This is a genomic window from Streptomyces sp. NPDC049541, from assembly GCF_044465725.1.
Classification (GTDB): domain Bacteria; phylum Actinomycetota; class Actinomycetes; order Streptomycetales; family Streptomycetaceae; genus Streptomyces.
Map to the genome: position 1 here is coordinate 80,241 of NZ_JBITLY010000011.1, position 20,767 is coordinate 101,007.

21 protein-coding genes and 1 pseudogene are annotated in these 20,767 nt (G+C 69.7%); 9 read left to right on the top strand and 13 right to left on the bottom strand.

Going from position 1 to position 20,767, the window contains the following annotated elements:
- Window positions 1-2 precede the first annotated feature (2 nt).
- Window positions 3-886: pseudogene (locus ACIBW9_RS33780) on the top strand (glycoside hydrolase 43 family protein); the annotation flags it as partial.
- Between the two features lie 96 nt (window positions 887-982).
- Complete coding sequence (locus ACIBW9_RS33785; RefSeq protein WP_398961006.1) at window positions 983-2,056, top strand: RICIN domain-containing protein; 1,074 nt, start codon at window positions 983-985, stop codon at window positions 2,054-2,056.
- Window positions 2,057-2,182: 126 nt separating this feature from the next.
- On the opposite strand, the gene ACIBW9_RS33790 is transcribed toward ACIBW9_RS33785, so the two are convergent.
- A complete protein-coding gene (locus ACIBW9_RS33790; RefSeq protein WP_398960828.1) occupies window positions 2,183-2,446 on the bottom strand; it encodes a hypothetical protein in 264 nt (87 codons plus the stop codon).
- Window positions 2,447-2,805: 359 nt separating this feature from the next.
- Between ACIBW9_RS33790 and ACIBW9_RS33795 the strand changes: the two genes are divergently transcribed.
- The 4 genes from ACIBW9_RS33795 (at window position 2,806) to ACIBW9_RS33810 (ending at window position 5,720) form a co-directional block, all read left to right on the top strand.
- Complete coding sequence (locus ACIBW9_RS33795; RefSeq protein WP_398960829.1) at window positions 2,806-3,234, top strand: GntR family transcriptional regulator; 429 nt, start codon at window positions 2,806-2,808, stop codon at window positions 3,232-3,234.
- Between the two features lie 4 nt (window positions 3,235-3,238).
- Entirely contained in the window at window positions 3,239-4,171 is a 933-nt protein-coding gene (locus tag ACIBW9_RS33800) for an ABC transporter ATP-binding protein (protein ID WP_398961007.1), read from the top strand.
- Window positions 4,171-5,253, top strand: coding sequence for an ABC transporter (locus ACIBW9_RS33805; protein ID WP_398960830.1), 1,083 nt, complete (start codon window positions 4,171-4,173; stop codon window positions 5,251-5,253). The genes ACIBW9_RS33800 and ACIBW9_RS33805 overlap by 1 nt, the downstream gene beginning before the upstream one ends.
- Window positions 5,254-5,489: 236 nt before the next feature.
- Window positions 5,490-5,720 (top strand): hypothetical protein, encoded by a 231-nt coding sequence (locus ACIBW9_RS33810; RefSeq protein ID WP_398960831.1) that lies wholly within the window; start codon window positions 5,490-5,492, stop codon window positions 5,718-5,720.
- 56 nt (window positions 5,721-5,776) lie between these two features.
- Here ACIBW9_RS33810 and ACIBW9_RS33815 read toward each other — a convergent pair whose 3' ends face one another.
- Window positions 5,777-6,043, bottom strand: a complete 267-nt coding sequence (locus tag ACIBW9_RS33815) for a PAS domain-containing protein (protein ID WP_398960832.1) — start codon at window positions 6,041-6,043, stop codon at window positions 5,777-5,779.
- Between the two features lie 28 nt (window positions 6,044-6,071).
- On the bottom strand, window positions 6,072-6,695 hold the full coding sequence (locus ACIBW9_RS33820; RefSeq protein ID WP_398960833.1) for a TetR/AcrR family transcriptional regulator: 624 nt from the start codon (window positions 6,693-6,695) through the stop codon (window positions 6,072-6,074).
- Between the two features lie 120 nt (window positions 6,696-6,815).
- Here ACIBW9_RS33820 and ACIBW9_RS33825 point away from each other — a divergent pair, with 120 nt between their 5' ends.
- Genes ACIBW9_RS33825 through ACIBW9_RS33835 form a run of 3 tightly spaced genes read left to right on the top strand, consistent with a single transcriptional unit; the run spans window position 6,816 to window position 9,677 of the window.
- Window positions 6,816-7,937, top strand: a complete 1,122-nt coding sequence (locus tag ACIBW9_RS33825; RefSeq protein WP_398960834.1) for an aminomethyltransferase family protein — start codon at window positions 6,816-6,818, stop codon at window positions 7,935-7,937.
- A gap of 19 nt (window positions 7,938-7,956) precedes the next feature.
- Window positions 7,957-8,802, top strand: coding sequence for a formyltetrahydrofolate deformylase (gene purU / locus ACIBW9_RS33830; RefSeq protein ID WP_398960835.1), 846 nt, complete (start codon window positions 7,957-7,959; stop codon window positions 8,800-8,802).
- 20 nt (window positions 8,803-8,822) lie between these two features.
- Complete coding sequence (locus ACIBW9_RS33835) at window positions 8,823-9,677, top strand: bifunctional methylenetetrahydrofolate dehydrogenase/methenyltetrahydrofolate cyclohydrolase (RefSeq protein WP_398960836.1); 855 nt, start codon at window positions 8,823-8,825, stop codon at window positions 9,675-9,677.
- Window positions 9,678-10,762: 1,085 nt separating this feature from the next.
- On the opposite strand, the gene ACIBW9_RS33840 is transcribed toward ACIBW9_RS33835, so the two are convergent.
- From ACIBW9_RS33840 to ACIBW9_RS33885, 10 genes are all read right to left on the bottom strand, one after another.
- Entirely contained in the window at window positions 10,763-11,464 is a 702-nt protein-coding gene (locus ACIBW9_RS33840) for a gamma-glutamyl-gamma-aminobutyrate hydrolase family protein (protein ID WP_398960837.1), read from the bottom strand.
- Window positions 11,461-12,951 carry an aldehyde dehydrogenase gene (locus tag ACIBW9_RS33845; RefSeq protein WP_398960838.1) on the bottom strand — a complete coding sequence of 497 codons (1,491 nt, stop codon included), beginning with the start codon at window positions 12,949-12,951 and terminating at the stop codon, window positions 11,461-11,463. The genes ACIBW9_RS33840 and ACIBW9_RS33845 overlap by 4 nt, the downstream gene beginning before the upstream one ends.
- 249 nt (window positions 12,952-13,200) lie before the next feature.
- A complete protein-coding gene (locus ACIBW9_RS33850) occupies window positions 13,201-13,422 on the bottom strand; it encodes a hypothetical protein (protein WP_398960839.1) in 222 nt (73 codons plus the stop codon).
- Window positions 13,423-13,532: 110 nt separating this feature from the next.
- Complete coding sequence (locus tag ACIBW9_RS33855; protein WP_398960840.1) at window positions 13,533-14,990, bottom strand: APC family permease; 1,458 nt, start codon at window positions 14,988-14,990, stop codon at window positions 13,533-13,535.
- Window positions 14,991-15,138: 148 nt separating this feature from the next.
- Complete coding sequence (locus ACIBW9_RS33860; RefSeq protein ID WP_398960841.1) at window positions 15,139-15,351, bottom strand: ferredoxin; 213 nt, start codon at window positions 15,349-15,351, stop codon at window positions 15,139-15,141.
- 56 nt (window positions 15,352-15,407) lie between these two features.
- The gene (locus ACIBW9_RS33865; protein WP_398960842.1) at window positions 15,408-16,589 is read right to left on the bottom strand and encodes a cytochrome P450; all 1,182 of its coding nucleotides are present in this window, start codon (window positions 16,587-16,589) and stop codon (window positions 15,408-15,410) included.
- A gap of 208 nt (window positions 16,590-16,797) precedes the next feature.
- A complete protein-coding gene (locus ACIBW9_RS33870) occupies window positions 16,798-17,433 on the bottom strand; it encodes a TetR/AcrR family transcriptional regulator (RefSeq protein WP_398960843.1) in 636 nt (211 codons plus the stop codon).
- An 82-nt stretch (window positions 17,434-17,515) separates the two neighbouring features.
- The gene (locus ACIBW9_RS33875) at window positions 17,516-18,361 is read right to left on the bottom strand and encodes a fumarylacetoacetate hydrolase family protein (RefSeq protein WP_398960844.1); all 846 of its coding nucleotides are present in this window, start codon (window positions 18,359-18,361) and stop codon (window positions 17,516-17,518) included.
- Window positions 18,362-18,372: 11 nt separating this feature from the next.
- Window positions 18,373-19,299 carry a 3,4-dihydroxyphenylacetate 2,3-dioxygenase gene (locus tag ACIBW9_RS33880; protein WP_398960845.1) on the bottom strand — a complete coding sequence of 309 codons (927 nt, stop codon included), beginning with the start codon at window positions 19,297-19,299 and terminating at the stop codon, window positions 18,373-18,375.
- On the bottom strand, window positions 19,292-20,755 hold the full coding sequence (locus ACIBW9_RS33885) for an aldehyde dehydrogenase (protein WP_398960846.1): 1,464 nt from the start codon (window positions 20,753-20,755) through the stop codon (window positions 19,292-19,294). Before ACIBW9_RS33885 ends, ACIBW9_RS33880 begins: the two co-directional genes overlap by 8 nt.
- Window positions 20,756-20,767: the final 12 nt, after the last annotated feature.

Consider the following 20,767-nt stretch of genomic DNA (forward strand, 5'->3'; position numbering starts at 1 on the left):
TCATGGACATCACCAGAAGACAGCTCGGCCGGCTTGCCGCAGCCGGTACCGGGGCCCTCCTGCTGACGGGCCTGCTGCCCGCAGGCAGGGCCGCGGCAGCCACACCTCCCGCCGGCACGTGGGGCGACCAGGGCGACGGCACCTACGTCAACCCGATCCTCCCGGGCGATTTCAGTGACTGGGACTGCATCCGGGTCGGCGACGACTACTACGGCATCACCAGCACGTTCGGGTATTCGCCCGGCGTGGCCGTGCTGCACTCCAAGGACCTGGTCAACTGGCACACACTCGGCGGCGCGGTAGGTGATCTCACCCAGATCGGCCCCCTGCTGAACTGGGACCGGATGAACCGCTACGGCCGTGGTGTGTGGGCCGGGGCCATCCGCTACCACTCGGGCCGGTACTGGGTGTACTTCAACACCCCCGACGAAGGCTTCTTCATGACGTCGGCCCCGTCGCCGAGCGGTCCGTGGGATCCGCTGACGGCGGTGTGGCGGACCTCCGGCTGGGACGACCCGTGCCCGTTCTGGGACGACGACGGACAGGGCTACCTGGTCACCACGCACTACTCGGACAGCTACAAGATCAACCTGTTCAAGCTGTCCCAGGCGGCAAGTCGCTGGTCGGCTCGCCCACGGTCATCCACCAGTCGACGGGCAGCGAGGCCAACAAGCTCTACAAGATCAACGGCCTCTACTACCACCTGTACAGCGAGGTGAAATCCGAGGGCCGGGTGCTGATGATGAACCGCAGCTCCAGCCTCTACGGCCCGTACGAGACCCGGCAACTGGAGCACGTCAACGCCACGGTGGACCGCGAGCCCAATCAGGGCGGGCTGGTTCAGGCTCCGGACGGCACCTGGTACTTCGTGACCCACCACGGCCACGGCGACTGGGAGGGAAGGCCGTTGTCCCTGCTACCGGTGACCTGGGTGGACGGCTGGCCGATCCTGGGCCAAGTGGGCGCGGACGGCATCGGCACCATGGTGTGGACCGGCCAGGTCCCCGCCGGCGGCACCCCCGGCCTGCCCCTGGACGCCCTGCCCCCCGTGGTGACCAGCGACCTGTTCACCGACATCAGCATCAAGCCGCAGTGGGAGTGGTACTACCAGCCGCGCGCGGACCACTGGTCGCTGACCGAACGCCCCGGCTATCTGCGGCTGAAAGCGTTCGCGCCGCTGGCGGCCGACAACCTGACCAAGGTCGGCAACACCCTCACCCAGCGGGTGCTGCGCACGGCGGGCGGCGCGACGGTGACTGTCCGCCTCGAACTGGCCGGCCTCGCCGACGGCCAGCACGCGGGGCTGTGCCACTACGCGGCCGCCTACGCCGGGCTGGGCGTCCGCCGCTCGGGGACCACCACCACCCTCGCGCACAACGCCGGCGGCACCCTGACCTACGGCCCGGAGATCACCCAGAACGCCATATGGCTGCGCACCACCTGGAACGTCAACGGAGTCAGCCAGTTCTCCTACAGCCTCGACGGAAGCACGTTCACCAATTTCGGCGGCACCTACCAGCTGACCTGGGGCGGATACCGCGGCGACCGGATCGGCCTCTACACCTACAACCCGAACAACACCGGCTACGTCGACTTCGACTCGGTGCAGTACACCATCGCACCCACCAGGGCCTACAAGTGCGTCAGCGTGCGCAGCGGCAAGGTCGCCGACGTCTCCGGCGCCTCGAGGACGGACGGCGCCGCCGTGATCCAGTGGACCGACAAGGGCGTAGCGAACCAGCAGTGGGCCTTCCAGTCCACGGGCGACGGCTACCACACCATCAGGTGCGTCAACAGCGGCAAGGTCCTCGATGTGGCGGGGTCCTCGTTGGCGGACGGCGCGGCGGTCGTGCAGATGACCGCCGACGGCCGGACGAGCCAGCAGTGGCAGCTGCGCCCGCAGAGCGGGGGCGAATTCGTCCTGGTCAACCGCAACAGCGGCAAGGTGATCGACGTCAAAGGAGGCAGCACGGCCGACGGCGCCGCACTGATCCAGTACCGCGACGTCGGCAGCTCCAACCAGCGATGGACCTTCCGCCGCGTCACCGGCTACTGACTTCGGCTCGTCAAGGTGGCTCTGGGGCGTCGAGGGCCAGGCCGGTGCCGGCTATGAAGCCGTCGAGGGTGTCGGGCCGGTACTGCAGGCGCTTGAGCCGGTTGCGTACGAGGGCTTCGAGTCGGTTCAGGGCGACCCGCTGCGGGGCGGCAGCGCCGGGAAACGGTACGGATGCAGGCAGCCGAGCTGTTCGAGCAGAAGGCGAGCCTGAAATCGGCCTACCAGTGGCACCAACTGTGGCGGGACATGGGCGAGCGCGACTTCATCGCGCTGATCGACGGCGTCCACCACGGCGAGGTTGGCCAGGCTGCGCTTGACGTGCGCCCATACCCCCTCGACGGTGATGTGCGGGTCGGTCCGCTGCTCGGCGATGGTGTTGGTGCAGGTCACGCCGGGAGACGCGGGCGCGGCGGCGCGGGCGGTACCCGGCCGAGACGCCGGTGACGGTCGCGGCGGCCGAGTCGGCGATCAAGCCGAGGACGGTGCGGCGGGTGAACTCAGGTCTCACGGAGGACTCCCTGTGGTGCTGGCGGGGCGGAGGTTGCACCCGCTCCACGCAACGTCCCTTTCCGTGGACGGCATGAGAGGACAGAACTCATCGCGTGTTGCCAAGGTCACCCTTCACGACCGTCGGCGGGCGAAGCACCTGGCAGCGCAGGGCGCGGTCCCTGTTGACAACTGCCGTCACTCCCCTCCACCATCATTCCACTAATCGAGTAGTGGAATGATGGTGGAGGGGAGTGGTGGCCGTGGAGTACCGCATCGACAGGCGGAGCGGTGTCCCCGCCTTCCAGCAGATCGTGCAGCAGACCAAGCAGGCCCTGCGGCTGGGCGTATTGGTGCCGGGTGACCGGCTGCCCACCGCCAAGGAGGTCTCCGAGACGAGCGCCGTCAACCCGAACACCACCCTCAAGGCGTACCGCGAGCTGGAGCGCGAGGGCCTGGTCGAACCGCGACCGGGCCAGGGCACCTTCGTACGCCGGACGCTGGGCCGGCCCGAGACGGGCACCGATTCGCCGTTGTACGGGGAGCTGGTGGCGTGGATGTCGAAGGCGGCCGGGGCCGGTCTGGAGCAGGAGGACGTGGCGGCGCTGGTCGCGTCGGCGCTGGAGAAGCAGTACGCCACCGGGACCACGGCGGTCACGGGGGTCAGGACAACGAGGAGCACAGGTGAGTGACGTCATGTACGCGGGGGGGCCGGCGCTCGAGGCGCACGGACTGGGGATGCGCTACCGGCGGGGCTGGGCGCTGCGGGACTGCACCTTCCGGCTTCCGGCGGGCAGGATCTGCGGGCTGGTCGGCCCCAATGGTGCGGGCAAGACCACGCTGCTGAACATCGCGGCCCATGTCCTGAAGCCGACGCAGGGCTCGCTCAGTCTGTTCGGCGGGGCGCCGGGCTCGGTGGAGTCCGGTCGGCGTACGGCCTTCCTCGCGCAGGAGAAGCCGCTGTTCCGTCGCTTTACCGTGGCGGAGACCCTGCGGCTGGGGCGGGAGCTGAACCCCGGCTGGGACCAGCGCGCCGCCGAGGACATCGTCCGCGCCGGCAATGTGCCCTTCGACGCGAAGATCGGCACCCTCTCCGGTGGCCAGCGCACTCGCGTCGCCGTCGCCCTCGCCTTCGGCAAGCGCCCCGATCTGCTGCTGCTAGACGAGCCGATGGCGGACCTCGACCCGGTTGTGCGCCACGAACTCATGGGCACCCTCCTCGCAGAGGCCGGCGAGCGCGGCACCACCGTGGTGATGTCGACCCACGTGCTCGCCGAGCTGGAGAACGTGTGCGACTTCCTCGTCGTCGTCTCCGGCGGCGGAGTGCGCGTCGCCGGTGACGTGGACGAGCTGATGACCATGCACACCGTGGTCACCGGGGCCAAGGAGGGTGAGGGCCTGCCCGACTTCCTCAAGTACCACATCCTCGTCGAGGCCCGGACCAGCGGACGGCAGTTCACCGCGCTGATCCGCCCGGAGGGCCCGGTCACCGGCCCCTGGGAGGCGGCCGCGCCGAGCATGGAGGAACTCCTGCTCGCCTATCTCCGCTCACCCGACGCGCCACCGTTTATCACTCCCACCGCCCAGGTCCAGGGCCAGGCGTTCGGCACAGGGACGGTGGCTGCCTAATGAGCACCTTCACCAACCCCTCGACCGACGGCAGGAACGGTACGGCGAACCGGACGATGAACGGAACCAAGAACGGACCCAGGCACGGGGCCGGGAACGCGAGCACCACGGAGGCCACCCGGCGCCCCCGCCTCAGCGGTATGACGTGGCTGGTCTGGCGCCAGCACCGGGCCGCGTTCTGGACCGTCCTCGCCGCCACCGTGCTCTGCGTGGCCTGGATGATCTACCAGCGCGCCCAGATGATGGACTTCCTCAACGCCTACGGCTTTCCTGCCAAGAAGCTCGACGACGCGGAAAAGCAGTTCGATCCGTACGTCGGCGCGTTCTCTTCCGTCACCACCGGCCTCACGGCGATACCCGTCATACTCGGTGTCCTCCTCGGCGCCCCGCTGCTCGCAGGCGACCTGGAGAACGGCACGGCCAAGCTGATCGCCGCCCAGTCCGTGAGCCGCAACCGCTGGCTCGCCACGAAGCTGGCGCTGACCGGGCTGGTGGTGACGGTGGCCACGGTCACGCTGTCGGCTGTGTTCGCCTGGTGGTGGAACCCCGTCAAGCTCCATTACGCGGACCTCGACTGGACCTCCCGGGAGTTCTTCAACACCACGGGTCCGGTGCCCGTCGCCCTCTCCCTCCTCTGCGTGTTCGGCGGGGTGCTGATCGGTGTGATCCTGCGCCGCACGCTGGCGGCCATGGTCGTGACCCTCGGATTCACCGTCGCCCTCCAGGCCCTCTGGGGCTACTTCAAGCTGTCGCTCGGTGACATCGTCACAGCCACCAGCAAGCCCATCAGCCCCGGCGGCCGGATCACATTTCCGGAGGTGCCCCGCACCGCGCACGTGCTCGACGCCTCGTATGTCAGCGGCAGCGGAAAACTGTTCGACCTGACCACGTGTACGGACACGCTGTCGGAGGAGGCGACCACGTCGTGCATGAAGAAAGCGGACATCGTCGGCGGGTCGATCGACTACATCCCCATCTCACAGATGAGCAGTATGCAGTGGTTCGGAGCATCGATCCTGTTCGCCCTGACCGCCGGCATCGTGGGCTTCCTCTTCATCTGGGGACGTAAGCGGCTCGTCTGAACAGCCGTTCACACCCCCACGGGGCACTCCCTCTCCGCAACCCCGCCGAAGGAGGCGAGCGGGTGAGGTTTCGACGCCCCCGCTCACCTCCGCGGCCCTCACCGCGGCCCCGACACCCCGGTGACGACCCCGTCGAACAGGCCGCGAACGTGCTGTTCACAACTGTCACAGCACCTTCACCAGGCTCCCACCTGCCGCACGATGCCCATCAGTGCCAAACAGTCCCAGGAGGAAATATGCGCACCCGTACAGCCATCACAGCCGTCCTGCTCGCCCTCGCCGCTACGACAGCCGCCTGCAGCAGCAGCGACAAGCCCGACCTCGCCGCCTGTAAGGCCGCTTTGGAGAAGCAGGTCAAGGACTTCAAGGGCACACAAAGCAAGCGCCCCGACGCCTGCGACGGCGTCGACACCAAGACCATGGACCAGTACACCCAGGAGATCTTCGACGACCAGACGACCAAGTAAGTCGAGGACCTGGAGACCTCGACGGAACTCCGCCCCGAACAAGCCGAAAGGGTCCGTCAGCAAGCTGACGGACCCTCATGCAAGATCGGCGGTACCTGACTTGCCAGGATCGCGTCGGCGGAGCGGCCCAGGACCTCGTCCGGCCGGTGTCCGAACAGGGCCTCTGCCTCGGGGCTCCAGCCAATGAACCGCATCCGCTCGTCCAGCACGGCGGTCGCACGCCCAGCCGTCAGCGAGCCGGGGCCGATGCCTTGGCCGGATCGGGACCGTCCCTGTTCCGGTTGTTCCGGCCCCGCTTCGTGCGGGCGGATGAGACCTGTCATGGCGGGCACCAGTCGTATGCATTCCCGATCAGTTCAATGTACCGCCGAACGGCGCCGACGGCGTCTGTGCGCGGTGCGCCGCAAGGAGCCGACGCAGCGCTTCGACACCCTCTTCGGTGTGCCGCGGATCGCCCGAGGTGACCTGGTGGAAGACGAGGCCGTCCAGGGCCGCGAAGACGACCTCCGTCATCTCCTGCGACACGTCGTAGCAGGCGAGTGCCTCGCGGACGGCATCGCGGTAGGCGTCGTAGAGGGCGTCGACATGCCGCTGCAGTTCGGGCCTGCGGCTCGCCTCCAGTTTCAGTTCGTACTGGAAGGCCTGCAGATCCGGATCGGCGGCGATGAACGCGGCGAGCGTCGCGGCGAAGTCCTCCAGGCGGCCGCTGGTGGGCACCAGCGACGACGTCTCGATGCTGCGCCGCACAGCCCAGCCCAAAGCCTCTTCGAGCAGCGTGTCACGTGATCCGAAGTGGTGGACCACGAGGCCGTGGGTCACACCGGCCTCGGCAGCCACGGACCGGTACGTCAGCTTCCGAAGGCCCCCTCGCGCGACGACCTTGACGGCCGCGGCCATCAAGGCTTCCCGCCCCTGACCGTATCCCGGCCGATTGTCCTGACCGCCGGGCCCCTGATCGACCACCGCCTCGGTCATGCACCCCCCTTTTCTCTCCCCCTGCGCTCGCCTTCACGAGCAAAACTATCCTATTGACAAGTTATCCGAATGGATAGATTCTCGGCGGTGCCTCACTTCCTCCCCCTCACTGGAGTTCCTATGGCCCTGCCCGAAGAACTGCGCAGCACCCCGTTCTCCCCGCGGTACGACGACCGCGTCGCGGAGTGGATGGACGTCTACGGCCATGCCGTGCCCCTGTTCATCACGGATCCGGCCGAGGAGTACGAGGCGTTCCGCACCGCCGCCGGTGCGCTGGACTACTCGATGCTCTACAAGTGGCACGTCGAGGGCGAGGACGCGCTCGCCACCGTCGACGCCGTCTTCTCACGGAGCGTCCGCGGGCTCGGCGAGGGCCGCATCGCCTACGGCGTGGTCGCCGACGCGGACGGCTTCATGGTCGACGACGTGACCGTGGCCGTCCTCGCGCCCGGCCATGTGGTCGTCACCGGCGGCAACCCCGCCACCCAGCAATCGCTGACCGCGCACGCCCCCGACGGCACCACGGTCACCGAGCGGCGCGACGAGTTCGCCGTACTGACCCTGCAGGGACCGCGCAGCCGCGAGGTTCTCCAGCGGCTCACGCACGTCGACGTCTCCAACACCGCCCTCCCCTACTACACCTTCATCCGGGACGTCCTGGTCGCGGGTATCGGTGCGCAGGTCAGCCGGATCGGGTTCACCGCCGAACTCGGCTACGAGATCCAGGTGCCGCGCGGGCGGGCGCTGGACCTGTGGGACGCGGTCCTCGACGCGGGGGCCGGCCTCGGGGTGAAGGCCGCCGGCGCGCTCGCCCTCCTGACCTGCCGCACCGAGGCCGGAATGATCATGGGTGAGCTGGAGTACGACCACACCGTCACCCCGTTCGAATGCCGGATGGGCTGGGCGATCGACTTCGACAAGGGCCCCTTCCAGGGCCGCGACGCGCTGCTCGCCAAGAAGGGCACCGCACAGGGGCGTGTGGTCAGCGTCGTCGTGGACGCCGCGCCCGAGGCGGCCGAGGGCGCGCGCCTGGAGCTGGACGGACGGGACGTCGGCTACGTGACGATGGCCGTGCCCTCGCCCGTACTCGACGGCGCCACCCTGGGGCTCGCCCGTGTGCACCGCGACGCGGTGAAGCCGGGGACCGCGCTGACCGCGGTCGCCGCCGACGGTTCCAAGGCCGACGCCACGGTGAAGCCCACCCCCGTGTACGACCCCGAGCGCACCCGCGTACGGGCCTGAGCAGGAAGGCACCGCAGCCATGCAGCGCTACATCCTGACCGTCAGCTGCCCCGACCAGCCGGGCATCGTGCACGCCCTGTCCGGTGGCATCACCGAGGCCAAGGGCAACATCCTGGAGAGCGCCCAGTTCTCCGATCCCGGCACCGGCACTTTCACCATCCGGGTGGTCCTGGAGACCCCGCAGGCCGACGTCGAGAGCCTGCGGGACGAGCTCTCCCTGCGCCTGGCGCGCTTCGACCCCGTGCTGTCCCTGCGTCCGGAGCAGCAGCGACGCCGAGTCCTGCTGATGGTGTCGAAGTTCGACCACTGCCTGGTCGACCTCCTCTACCGCTGGCGTCTCGGCGAACTGCCCGTCGACATCCCGCTCATCGTTTCCAACCACCCCGACCTGGCGCCCGTCGCGCAGAGCTACGGCATCCCCTTCGTCCACCTCCCGGTCACCCGCGACACCAAGCCGGAGGCGGAGGCCGAGCTGGTGCGGCTGGTCGCCGAACACCGGGTCGACTTCGTGGTCCTCGCCCGCTACATGCAGGTCCTCTCCGACGACCTGTGCCGCAAGCTGTCGGGGCGGGTCATCAACATCCACCACTCGTTCCTGCCGGGCTTCAAGGGCGCCAAGCCGTACCACCAGGCTCACGACCGGGGCGTCAAACTCATCGGCGCCACCGCCCACTTCGTCACCGCCGACCTGGACGAGGGCCCGATCATCGAGCAGGACGTCGTGCGCGTCGGACACCGGCACACGGCGCCGGAGCTGGTCGCCATCGGCCGGGACGTCGAACGGGTCGTCCTGGCGCGGGCGGTGCGCCTGCACGCCGAGGACCGGGTCGTGCTGACCGGCTCCCGCACCGTCGTGTTCTCCTGACCCGAGAGGTTCCTACGACCATGACCACCGCGACGCTGCTCGACGGCAAGGCCGCGGCAGCCGAGATCAAGGCCGAACTCGCCGCCCGGGTCCAGGCGTTGAAGGCAGGGGGCGTCACCCCGGGCCTGGGGACCATCCTGGTCGGCGACGACCCGGCCAGCCACTCCTACGTCGGCGGCAAGCACCGCGACTGCGCCCAGGTAGGCATCGCGTCGATCCGGGTGGAGCTGCCCGCCACCGCCTCCCAGGCCGACGTCGAGGCCGCCGTGCTCCGGCTCAACGCGGACCCGGCCTGCACCGGTTTCATCGTGCAGCTGCCGCTGCCGGCCCACATCGACACCCACGCCGTACTGGAGCTCGTCGATCCCACCAAGGACGCCGACGGGCTGCACCCTGGGAACCTCGGGCGCCTGGTGCTCGGCATTCCCGGGCCGCTGCCCTGCACGCCCCGCGGCATCATCGACCTGCTCCGCCGCAACCAGGTGGCCATCACCGGCAGACAGTTCTGCGTGATCGGCTGCGGCATCACGGTGGGCCGTCCGCTGGGCCTGATGCTGACCCGCAGCACTGAACACGCCACGGTCACCCTGTGCCACGAGGCCACCCAGGACATCGCGGCCCATGCCCGGGTCGCCGACGTGGTCGTGGCCGCGGCGGGCGTGGCCCACCTCGTCGGGCCCGACTGGATCAAGCCCGGCGCCACGGTCCTGTCCGTGGGTATCACCCGGACCGTGGAGGGCATCCTCGGGGACGTCCACCCGGACGTCGACCAGGTCGCCGGCTCCCTGGCCCCACCGGTGGGCGGGGTGGGGCCGATGACCCGGGCCATGCTGCTGAGCAACATCGTCGAAGCCGCCGAGCGCGGCCGACCCTGACGGGAAAGCTGCGGGGCCGAGCCTGTTCGGACTCGGCCCCACAGCCGTGTGCGCGCCGACGGGGGAAGGCACCGCCGGCGTCGGGGCCGGGCAGGCAGTACGCGCGCATGCTCGCCGTCTGCCCAGCCCTCAGGCCCGGCGAGCTGTACGCACGACCACAGGCGGCTGGCGTAGCTGGCACAGAAGGTGTGCGCTCCAGTGGCTCTCCCTCGCGGTCCCATGGCCAGGGTGTCACCAAGCTGTCGATCGCAGTGAACACCGGGCATGCGTCACCCGTGCGGCCGGCGCGCACCAGACAGTAGGCAAGCAGCCCGAGGCCGGCGACGGCGGCTGCCTGGCGCAAGGTGGCCGGGGCTCAGCCAGGAGGCCAGCGCCTGATCCACCCATGGTGCGACATGCGGCTGTGTCCGGCATTGGCTCGCCCCGGCCCCCGGCCCCCGGACTCCTCCTCCGTCCACGTCGCGGTGGTCCTGCCGTACGGCGGCCGTCAACGTCAGGCATGCCGCCGGAGCGTCCGGCGGCATGACGGCGACGACGTCGTGAAGGAAGTCTCGCGACGGGCTCTGGCTCCTCTGCTCCTGCGGGGAGAGGTAGCCCAGGATCTGCAGATGCGCGTGCCGGTGCCACGGATCACGCACGCGGATCTTCTCCAAGAGCGGTGCGAGCTCGGCACGGACCGCCCCAGCGACCGCGGCACCGTCAGCGCGCCCACCCAGGGCGTCGGATCGACCGGACGCGCCTCGGCGGCGAGACGGCAGAGCGCCGGGCGCCCCAGGGCTCCGTGGCCAGTTCGGCCCACCCGGCGAGAACCAGCGCGTCCGCATCGCGCGGCCGGCCTTGTGCCACCCGCGGGCCGGCGCGGGAGCAGCCTGCGCGAGCACGGAGATCCCGTGGCAGCGGCGGTCCCAGCCGGGCGCGGTGTCCCGCAGGAGCTGCTCGATCCGGGCGCTGGCGAGGTCCTGAGGGCCCGGGCCCCCGCAAAGAGGCGATACCTCTGAGCACCCGGCCCAGGGCGGCATTGTCGAGTTCCGGCGCCGGCCGGGGCTTCGGCAGCCTGGTGCCGCCGAAGAATGTCACCTGCGGTGTCAGCGTCTGTCGTGGGCGACTCGGACCAGGGCGTCGAACAGCCCCTGCTGGGCGGGGTCCTCGTGGGCGGTGTCCTCCGGGTGCCACTGGACGGCGGTGAACCATCCGTGGACACCGGGGAGTTCGAGCCCCTCCACGGTGCCGTCGGCCGCACGCGCGGTGACCGCGAGTCCCACGCCGGCACGGTGGACGCGCTGGTGGTGATAGCAGGACGCCTCGACCTTCTGCGCGCCGGTCGCCTGCTCCAGCAAGGTGCCGCGCTGGATCGCCACGGGGTGGACGACATGCCGGTGCTCGCGTTCCGGGCCGCCCATGTCCTGCTCCAGGGTGCCGCCGAGGGCGACGTTGACGACCTGGAGTCCGCGGCAGATCGCGAGCAGGGGCAGGCCCGAGTCGATGGCCTGGCGGGCGACCTCGATGTCGAAGTCATCCTGGAGGTCGTCTACGTCGTAGACGCTCTCGTGCGTGTCTGCTGCGCCGTAGCGGTGCGGGGCCAGATCTCCGCCGCCGGGGAGCAGGACGCCGTCGAAGCGAGCGAGACGCTCGGCCACGTCTTGGGAGGCGGGGTGGATGCTCGCCGGTTCGCCGCCCGCCCGCCACACCGCCTCGATCAGCGCGCGGGCGTTGACCTCGGCGGCGTAGCGCAGTGCGGAGGTCGTCGCGGAGAAGCGGGCGGGGATCGCGATCAGGGGTCGGGTCACAGCTGGATCCAGGTGGTCTTCAGTTCGGTGTACTTCTCGATGGCGTGGGCGGACTTGTCGCGGCCGTTGCCGGACTGCTTCATGCCGCCGAAGGGGACGGTCAGGTCGCCCTCCTCGTAGCAGTTGACCCAGACGGTGCCGGCCCTGAGCGCGCGGGAGACCTGGTGGGCGGTGGACAGGTCGGATGTCCACAGGCCCGCGGCGAGGCCGTACTCGGTGTCGTTGGCCAGCCGGACCGCCTCGTCGAGGTCGTCGAAGGTGAGGACGGACAGGACGGGGCCGAAGATCTCCTCGCGGGCCAGTTGCATGCCGGGGCGCACGTGGTCGAAGACGGTGGGGCGCAGGAAGCTGCCGCCGGTCTCGGCCAGGGTGCGGCCGCCGCCGACGCGCAGGCGGGCGCCTTCCTCGAGGCCGGTCTCGATGTGGCCGAGGACCCGTTCGAGGTGGCTCTCACCGGCCATCGCGCCCATCTCGGTCGCCGGTACGAGCGGGTCCCCGACGACCAGTTCCCGGGCTCGTGCCACGATCGCGTCGGTGACCTGTTCGGCGATGGAGGAGTGCACCAGCAGCCGGGAGGGGGCGGTGCACATCTCGCCCTGGTTGAAGAAGATGCCCCACGCGGCGGTGGCAGCGGCCTTCTTCAGGTCGGGCGCATCCGGGAAGATGATGTTGGGGGACTTGCCGCCGAGTTCGAGCCACACCCGCTTGAGGTTGGAGTCGGCCGCGTAGTGCAGGAAGTGACGGCCCACGGCGGTCGAGCCGGTGAAGGCCAGGACGTCGACATCGGGGTGGAGACCGAGGGCTCGCCCGGCGACGGGGCCCTTGCCGCCCACCACGTTGAGCACACCCGGCGGCAGGCCGGCCTCGGTGGCGAGCCGACCGAGCAGCAGGGCGGAGAGCGGGGAGTTCTCCGACGGCTTCAGTACGACGGTGCAGCCCGCCGCGAGTGCAGGGGCAACCTTCCAACCGGCCAGTGTCAGGGGGAAGTTCCACGGCACCACAGCGCCCACGACACCGGCAGGCTCCCGGGTGACCAGCGCCAGGGCATCGGGGGCGGTGTGGGGCGACTCGTCGGTGAGTTTGTCGGCGAGTTGCCCGTACCAGCGGAACGTGTTGATGACGGCGCGCAGCTCGATCTCGTACGCGTCCGTGATCGGCTTGCCCATCTCCAGGCTGACGGTCAACGCCAGTTCCTCGCGGTGCTCTTCGAGCAGGTCGGCGATGCGCAGCAGGATCCGGCCGCGGTCGGCCGGTGCGAGGCGGGGCCAGGGGCCGGAGTCGAAGGCCCGGCGGGCGGCGGCCACGGCCGCGTCCACCTCTTGCGTGCCCCCGTCGGCGACCTGGGTCAGCACCTGGCCGTCGCGGGGGGAGACGGCGGCGAAGGTCGCCCCTCCCCCGCCCTCGTCGACACCGTCGATGTGATGCGCGCCGGCCAGGTCCAGTGCCTTGGCTCGGCGCAGCCATTCCTCGTGGGTGATGTCCAGCATGCGCAACCTCCGGAGACTTTATTTGATTCCAAACGATATGGCGTGGGCTCCACCGTCACAAGAGTTCACGGATCGATCCGACGGGGCCGTGAACCCGGGAGGGAGCCCACCGTGCGCGCACTCGTCATCCAGCACGACCACGTGACCGATCCCGGGTTCGGTCGGGGCCCGGCGCGCCCGGCGCGGATACGACCTGCACGTCGTGACCGTCGTACCCGGACACCTCCACCACGCGCCGGACGTGGCCTTCTACTTCCCGGCCGCCGACGGCTGGGACCTGATCACGTCGCTTGGCGCGCCTTGGTCGGTCCACGACGAGACGGCCGTGGGTTCCTGGATCGGCGGAGAGCCGGCGCTGTGGGTGCCGTTGCCGTGGTGGACGCGTTCCAGATGGCCGATCAGGCCGGACACGGCGACGAGTTCGTGCAGCCGCCGCTGCCGCTGTCGGCCCAGCCGAACAGCTCGTGCCACACGTATCCCGTGCTCAATGGATCGTCCGCGGGCGGGTGGGAGCCTGACGTGACCGGCCCGGTCCCGGGAGAGCGGGAACCGGACCGGTCACACCGCGAGAAGCAGCCTCCTCAGACCTGGTCCGTCGCCCGGTCACGCGTCACGCGGGCGGTGACGACGCCGAGGACCAGGACCGCCGGGACGGCGAGTTCGAGCCAGGTCGCCGTGGTCGAGTCACCGCCGATGAGGGTCGTGAAGTTGGCCAGGATCAGCCAGATCGCACCGGCGATGCCGAGCGCGCCCAGGATGGGGGCGATCAGAGTGTTCCAGGTGCGGGTGTCCAGCCGCTCGCGCCGGAAGAACACGACCACCGACACGGAGGTCAGCAAGTACAGGAGCATGATCGCCAGCACGGCCACCCCGCTGAACCACGAGAAGAGGGTCAGCACCGGGTCCTTGCCCAGCAGCGCGAAGGGCATGACGAGCAGCAGGGAGAGCCCGGTCTGCACGCTGCCCGCCACCCACGGGGAGTGACGCCGGTTGATCGCGGTCAGCCCGTGGGGCAGCAGGCCGTCGCGGCCGAGGGAGAAGAGGTAGCGGTTGGCGGAGTTGTGGAAGGCGAGCAGGCCGGCGAAGAGGGAGGTCGCCAGGAGGACCGGCAGGACGTCGCCCACCCAGGCGCCGAACTGCGCGGTGATCGGTGCGAAGACCCATGCCGTGGCGTCACCGTTCGCCAGCGCCTTGCCGGCTTCGGCGGTGGCGCGGGAGGCGCCGTGGGCGGAGACCAGCATCCACGAGGTGAAGGCGAAGAAGCCGGTGATCACGGCGACGGAGAGGTACGTGGCCCGGGGCACTGTCCTGCGGGGCTCGCGCGCCTCCTCGCCGTAGATGGCGGTGGCCTCGAAGCCGAACATCGACGCGACGGCGAACATCAGGGCCACGCCGGGAGCACCCTGGAGCGCGGCGTGCGGCGAGAAGCTGTCGGCGAGACCCAGCCCCTCGGGGCCGCCGCCCTTGAAAAGGGTGACCAGCGCGAAGACGAGCAGGATGCTGAACTCGGCCAGGACGAACACGGCCAGCACCTTGGCCCCCATCTCGATGCCGGCCGCACCGAGGACCTGGACGATCGCCATGGTGACCAGGGCCCAGACCCACCACGGGGCGTTCAGACCGGCGTACTGCTCCACGAGCCCACTGACGATCGATCCGTACAGCCCGTACATGGCCGCCTGGACCGCACAGTAGGCGAAGAGCGCGACACCGGCGCTGCCGGAGCCGGTCGGGCGGCCGAGCCCCTTGCCGATGTACGTGTAGAAGGCACCGGCGTCCACGACATGGCGCCCCATGGCGACGAAGCCCACGGAGAACAGCAGGATGACGATGCCGGCCCCGGCATAGGCGGCGGGCATGCCCGCGCCGTTGCCGATGGCGACGGCGATGGGCACAGCCCCGGCGATGCCGGTCAGGGGGGCCTGTGCGGAGAGGACGAAGAAGAGGATGCCGAGGACGCCGAGGGAGTTGGGCTTGAGTCGGCCAGCGGTGGGTTCGTCCTGCACGGTCTGGTTTCTCTGGACCGTTTGACTGTCCACGGGGATCACCTGCCAGGGAGCGGAGCGAAGGAGGTTTATTTTGGAGCCAAACGAGTTGCCCCATAGTGGAGGTGGAACTATCCACATGACAAGGGGTTGAACGATGATTTTCCGCCACCGCCCTGCTTCTTACACAGCCGTAACCGGCTCACTCGTGGACGGTGATGGCCTGCAGCGGACAGACGTCCGCGGCTTCCTGCACCTGGTCGACGTTCGCCGCGTCCAGCTCCGCCGTGTACAGCTCGGTGACCTCGTTCCGCAGGGACAGGCGTCCCTGCTCGTCCAGGGCGAAGAGTTCGGGGGCGGCGTACACGCACTGGCCGTGGTCCTGGCACTTCTTGAGGTCGACTTCGACCCGCATGATGACTCCTGGGTGTGTTGCTGTGCTGTGTGCTGGGGGGAGCGGCCGGCGTGCGGTCAGCGCAGCCGGATCGGCAGGTGGGCGATGCTGCGCAGGAACTCGGTGTGGGTGAAGGTGGGTTCACCGGCGAGTTCGATCGCGCTGAAGCGGTTGACCAGCGCGGTGAAGACGACGTCGGCCTGCGCGCGGGCGAGCACCTGTCCCGCGCAGCCGTGCTGGCCCGAGCCGAAGGCCAGGTGCTGGCTCGCGGCGGCCGGCCGGTTGTGGTCGAAACGGTCCGGGTCGGGGAAGGCTTCCGGGTCGCGGTTGGCGGAGCCGATGAGCAGGACGAGGACCTCGTCGGCGGGCACGGTCGTGTCGCCGATGACCGTTTCCTGGGTGGTGAGGCGCGAGACCATCTGCTCGGGGGTCTCGATGCGCAGCACCTCGTTGATGAAGCCGGGACGGATGTCCGGCCGGTCGCGGTAGATCCCGATGTACTCGGGGCGTTCGGCCATGTGCCGGATGCCCTGCACGATGAGGTGCTTGATGTCCAGGTGGCCGACGGCGAAGAAGAGCAGGATCGAGAAGACGACCTCGTTCTCGGTCATGTTCCCCGCGTCCTGCTCGGCGAGGAAGTGGTCGATCAGTCCGCTGCCGGGGTGGGCGCGCTTGTGGGCGATCAGGGCGCGGATGTGCTGCTCGTACCACTCGAAGGCTTCACCGGTGACCCGCCAGTCGTCCTCGTCGGCCCCGGGTCCGAGACTGACGCCGATGTCATAGGTGGCCTTCTGGATCTCCAGCATCTTCGTGGGCTCGACACCGAAGATGTGACAGATGGTTTCGAAGGTGGAGCGCAGGGCGAGGTCGTCCACCGCGTCGAGCGTGCCGCCCGCCTCAACCGCCTTGTCGAGCACGGCGTCCACGGACGCCTGCATCACCTTGGACCACTCCTCGACCGCCTTGGGCGTGAACCAGCGGTTGGTGATGCGGCGCAGCCGGGTGTGGTCGGGGGCGTCCTGGCCGAGCACCGTGTCGTGCAGCGGATCGGCCACGCCGAAGTCGAGCTTGCGGACACTGAGGGTGGGATTGCGGATCAGCTTCGCGACGTCCTCGTAGCGGGACACCACGTACACGCCGATCGGGTGCCGGTAGACGGGCGCCTCCGCACGGAGCCGGGCGTAGTACGGAGCGGGGTTCGCGCGGTAGCCGGGGTCGCGGAACGGAAGCAGCTCGGCTGCGGGAGCCTCGATGGTCATGGGGATCTCTCCTAGGGATGCATGGCGGCCGCGGACGGTCCCTGCCATGCAGGCGAGAATTATCCATCTGGAAAGCTGCGTCAATGCTTCCGCCGGCCGTAACCAAGTCTTTACTCGTACGGAATCAAACGAGATCATGGCGCCGGACAGCGAAAGGCTCCGGACGCGGAACGTCCGGAGCCTTGGAACAAGCAGGTCAGAGGGGTTATCAGCCGTCCTCGGCGGTACGGTCGCCGGCACCGTCACCGCTGGCGTCGAGGAGCCTCAGCAAGGAGCGCAGCTCTTCCAGTGCGGCATCCGTGACCTCGGGCTCACCGAGGACGAGCTGGTGGAGTACGAGGCCGTCGAGCGCGGCGAAGACCAGCCGGGTCAGTGCCTTGTCCGCGCCGGCGGGCAGCATGCGGGTCAGTTCGCGCTGGGTGGCGTCGAAGTACTGGTCGTACAGTGCGCGGATCTGGGGCAGCAGTTCCGGGCGGCGGCGCGATTCCAGCAGCAGCTCGTACTGGAACGCCTGGAGGTCCGGGTCCGCCGTGACCATCTCCGACAGGCCCGCCGAGAAGTCCGCGACCTTGCCGGTGCCCGGTTCGAGCGCACTGGTGCTCAGCGAGGTACGGATGGTGTGGGCGAGGGTCTCCTCGATCAGGGCATCGCGCGAACCGAAGTGGTGCACCACGAGGCCATGGGTGACCCCGGCCTCCTCCGCGACGGCCCGGTAGGTGAGCCGGCGCAGGCCGCCCCGCGCCACCACACGCACGGCGGCGTTCAGCAGGGCCTCCCGGCCCTCGCCGTACTGCAGGCGCTTGCGTGAGGTCCGGCTCTTGGGGGCGTCGGTGGACTCGGTCATGGGGGCGACCCTACCTGGGCAGGCGGCCGCACCGGACGCCTCGGTCGGCAGGCCCGGTGCGGCGCCGTCTCATGGGCGTTTGTCAGCGCCTGGGCGGGCGGATGCCGCGGAACTCCCAGTCGCCGCCGAGCGCCGTGGACAGGACCTCCTCGGACTCGGTGGGCTGGGCGCCGACGTCGGTACGGATGGGGGTCGGGCCGGTCACGATGCGGTTCGTCAGCCGGCCGAGCCCCTCCACCTCCACCTCGACCACATCGCCCGGCTGGACGGGCCGGGAGTTGGCCGGGGTACCGGAGAGCAGCACGTCACCGGGGTAGAGGGTGATGGTGCGGGCGATGTCGGCGACGAGGTAGTGCATGTCCCACTTCATCTCGTCGGTCGAACCGTCCTGCACCACCTCGCCGTTGACGTAGGTGCGCAGGCTCTTGCCGTGGAAGTCCCAGTCGGTGACGAGACCGGGGCCGAGCGGGCAGAGGGTGTCGGAGCCCTTCACACGGAGCATGGACCCGGCGTCGGTGTCGCGGAAGTCGTGCAGACCGTAGTCATTGGCGACGGTGTAGCCCGCGATGTACTCCCCCGCCTCGGCCGGGGAGATGTTCCGCGCGGTCTTCCCGATGACGATGGCGACCTCGCCCTCGTAGTTGAGCCACCTGCAGCCCTCGGGGCGGACGATGGCGCCCTTGTGGGAGTTGAGGGAGGAGGTGGGCTTGTGGAAGTACGTGGGAGTGTCCGGGAGGTCGATCCGGAACTCGTCGACGCGGCTGCGGTGGTTGAGGTGGACGGCGATCACTTTGGACGGCACGACCGGCGGCAGGTGCTGCGCGTCCTCGATCTTGACGCGGCGGCCGTCCCCGGCGACGAGTTCGTCGCCGTCGACGGTGACCTGGACGGCGGCGCCGTCCAGCAGGATGCGGCGGTACTCGGGCATGGCGGGCCTTTCTAGATACGGCTGTGAGGGTTGTGCGGGGAGGGCAGGCCGGCGCCGGTCCAGCCGTCGGCCGGGCGGTCGAACCAGAGGTGTACCTGGCCGGTGCCGATGGAGTTCTCGTACTCGCCGTACTGGCGGGCCTTCGCCACGCACGCCTGCTCGCCGAGGGCGCCGGCCATCATCAGGTAGTGGAAGAACTTCGCCTCCGGCTTGAACCTCCAGAAGGCGTCCATGGTGTCGAGGACCTTGTCGTGGCGGCCCTCCTTGAACCAGGCGATCCGCTCGTGGTCGGCCTCGCGCGCTTCCGGCGTGAAGATGTGCACGGGGTCGCTCGATTCGTGGTCGCGCAACTCGCGCAGCGGCCAGAAGGTGTGTGACAGCGCACCGGAGGCGATGAGCAGGACCCGGCGGCCCGGGGTGGCGGCGATGCCGTCGGCCAGGGCGCGGCCGAGGCGCAGGTGGTCCTCCATGTCGCCGGTCTGGCAGACCCCGATGGTCACCCACCGCTTGTCGGGCAGCCCCTCGCCGAGGAACTTCCAGAGGTTGATGGTGGCGTAGTAGATCGGCAGGTACTCGTCCTCGATCGCGGTGATCCAGGTGCCGTGCTTGTCCGCGAACTTCTCGATGTTGTGGGCGAGTTCGGGGTCGCCCGGGAAGTCGTACGGCATCCGGCACATGCCGCGCGGCAGCTCCTCGGAGGTGAACAGGCCGGCCCTGCGCGCTTGCGCGGTGACGACGAACTCGACCGTCGTGGCCCAGTGGGAGTCCAGGACGACGACGGTGTCGTAGTCGTCGCGCTCGAAGACGTCCTTGCGGAGCTGGTGCAGGCCGGTGACGAGGGTGATCTCCTTGCCCTCGTTGAGCTCCAGCCGATCGACCTCGGGGAGCACGATGGTGGGGACGTGGGCGAGCAGGCCCGCCCCGACGATCTCACCCATGGTCCTGCCATCCCTTCGGCGCGGTGACGGTGTTCTTCACGTCGCAGTAGAAGTCGAAGCTCCAGGTGCCGCCCTCCCGGCCGACCCCGGACTGCCGGGAACCACCGAACGGGGCCTGAAGGTCGCGGACGAAGAAGCAGTTGATCCACACCGTGCCCGCGACCAGTCGGGCGCTGACGCGCTCGGCGCGCTCGGGGTCACCGGTGGCGACGGTGGCGGCCAGCCCGAAACGCGTGCCGTTCGCGAGGCGGACGGCTTCCTCCTCGGTGGTGAAGGTCTGCAGGGTCAGAACCGGTCCGAAGACCTCCTCCTGCACGATCTCCGAGTCCTGGGCGACGTCGGTGAGGAGGGTCGGCGCGTAGTACTGGCCGTCCTTGCGGTGGCCGCCGATGACCGCGCGGGCCCCGGCCGCGATCGCCCGCTGCACGAACCCGTCGATCTTCTCCAACTGGCGCGGGTGGATGTTCGGGCCGATGTCGGTGGCCTCGTCACGCGGGTCGCCCTGGGTGAGCTGCCCGGCCTTCTCTACGAAGCGGCGGGTGAACTCCTGAGCGACCGACTCCTCGACCAGGAAGCGCGTCGCGGCCAGGCACACCTGCCCGGCGTTGTCGTACTGCTCCACCGCCAGGTCGACCGCGAGGTCCAGGTCGGCATCGGCGAACACCAACAGGGGGGACTTGCCGCCGAGTTCGAGGCTGAGCGGGGTCAGGTTCGCGGCAGCCGAGGCCGAGATCCGCTTCGCCGTCGGCACCGAACCGGTGAAGCTGATCCGCCGCACGTCAGGGTGCGAGGTCAGGGCGTCACCGATCTCGGAGCCGTAACCCTGGACGACGTTCAGCACTCCGGCCGGCAGCCCGGCCTCGGCGGTGATGTCGGCCAGCAGGGAGGCGGTCAGCGGGGTCCACTCGGCGGGCTTGAGGACGACCGTGTTGCCGGCCGCGAGAGCGGGGGCGACCTTCCACGTGGCCAGCATCAGGGGGGCGTTCCAGGGGGTGATCAGCACGGAGGGGCCCGCCGGGTCCCAGCTGACGTGGTTGGTGTGCCCGCGCGTCTCGAAGTCCTCGTGCTCCAGCTTCAGCAGCCAGTCCGCGAAGAAGCGGAAGTTGTGGGCGACGCGGGGCATGACGCCCCGGCGGTGGGAGCGGAGCAGGGCGCCGTTGTCGGTGGTCTCGACGATGGCTAGCTCTTCCAGCCGCTTTTCGACGCCGTCGGCGACGGCGTGCAGGATGCGCGCGCGTTCGGCGCGGGGGGTGGCGGCCCAGGCGGGGAAAGCGGCCTTCGCCGCGGCCACCGCGGCCGCGGCCTCCATCGCGGTGCCCCGGGAGATCTCCCCCAGAAGGCTGCCGTCGATCGGCGAGACATCGGGGAACGTTTCGGTGGAGGCGACGCGCTCGCCGCCGATCCAGTGCCGGGTGTCGACGGCGACCCCGGCCACCGTGAGGGTGTGCTCGGTCATGTCCGGTCTCCA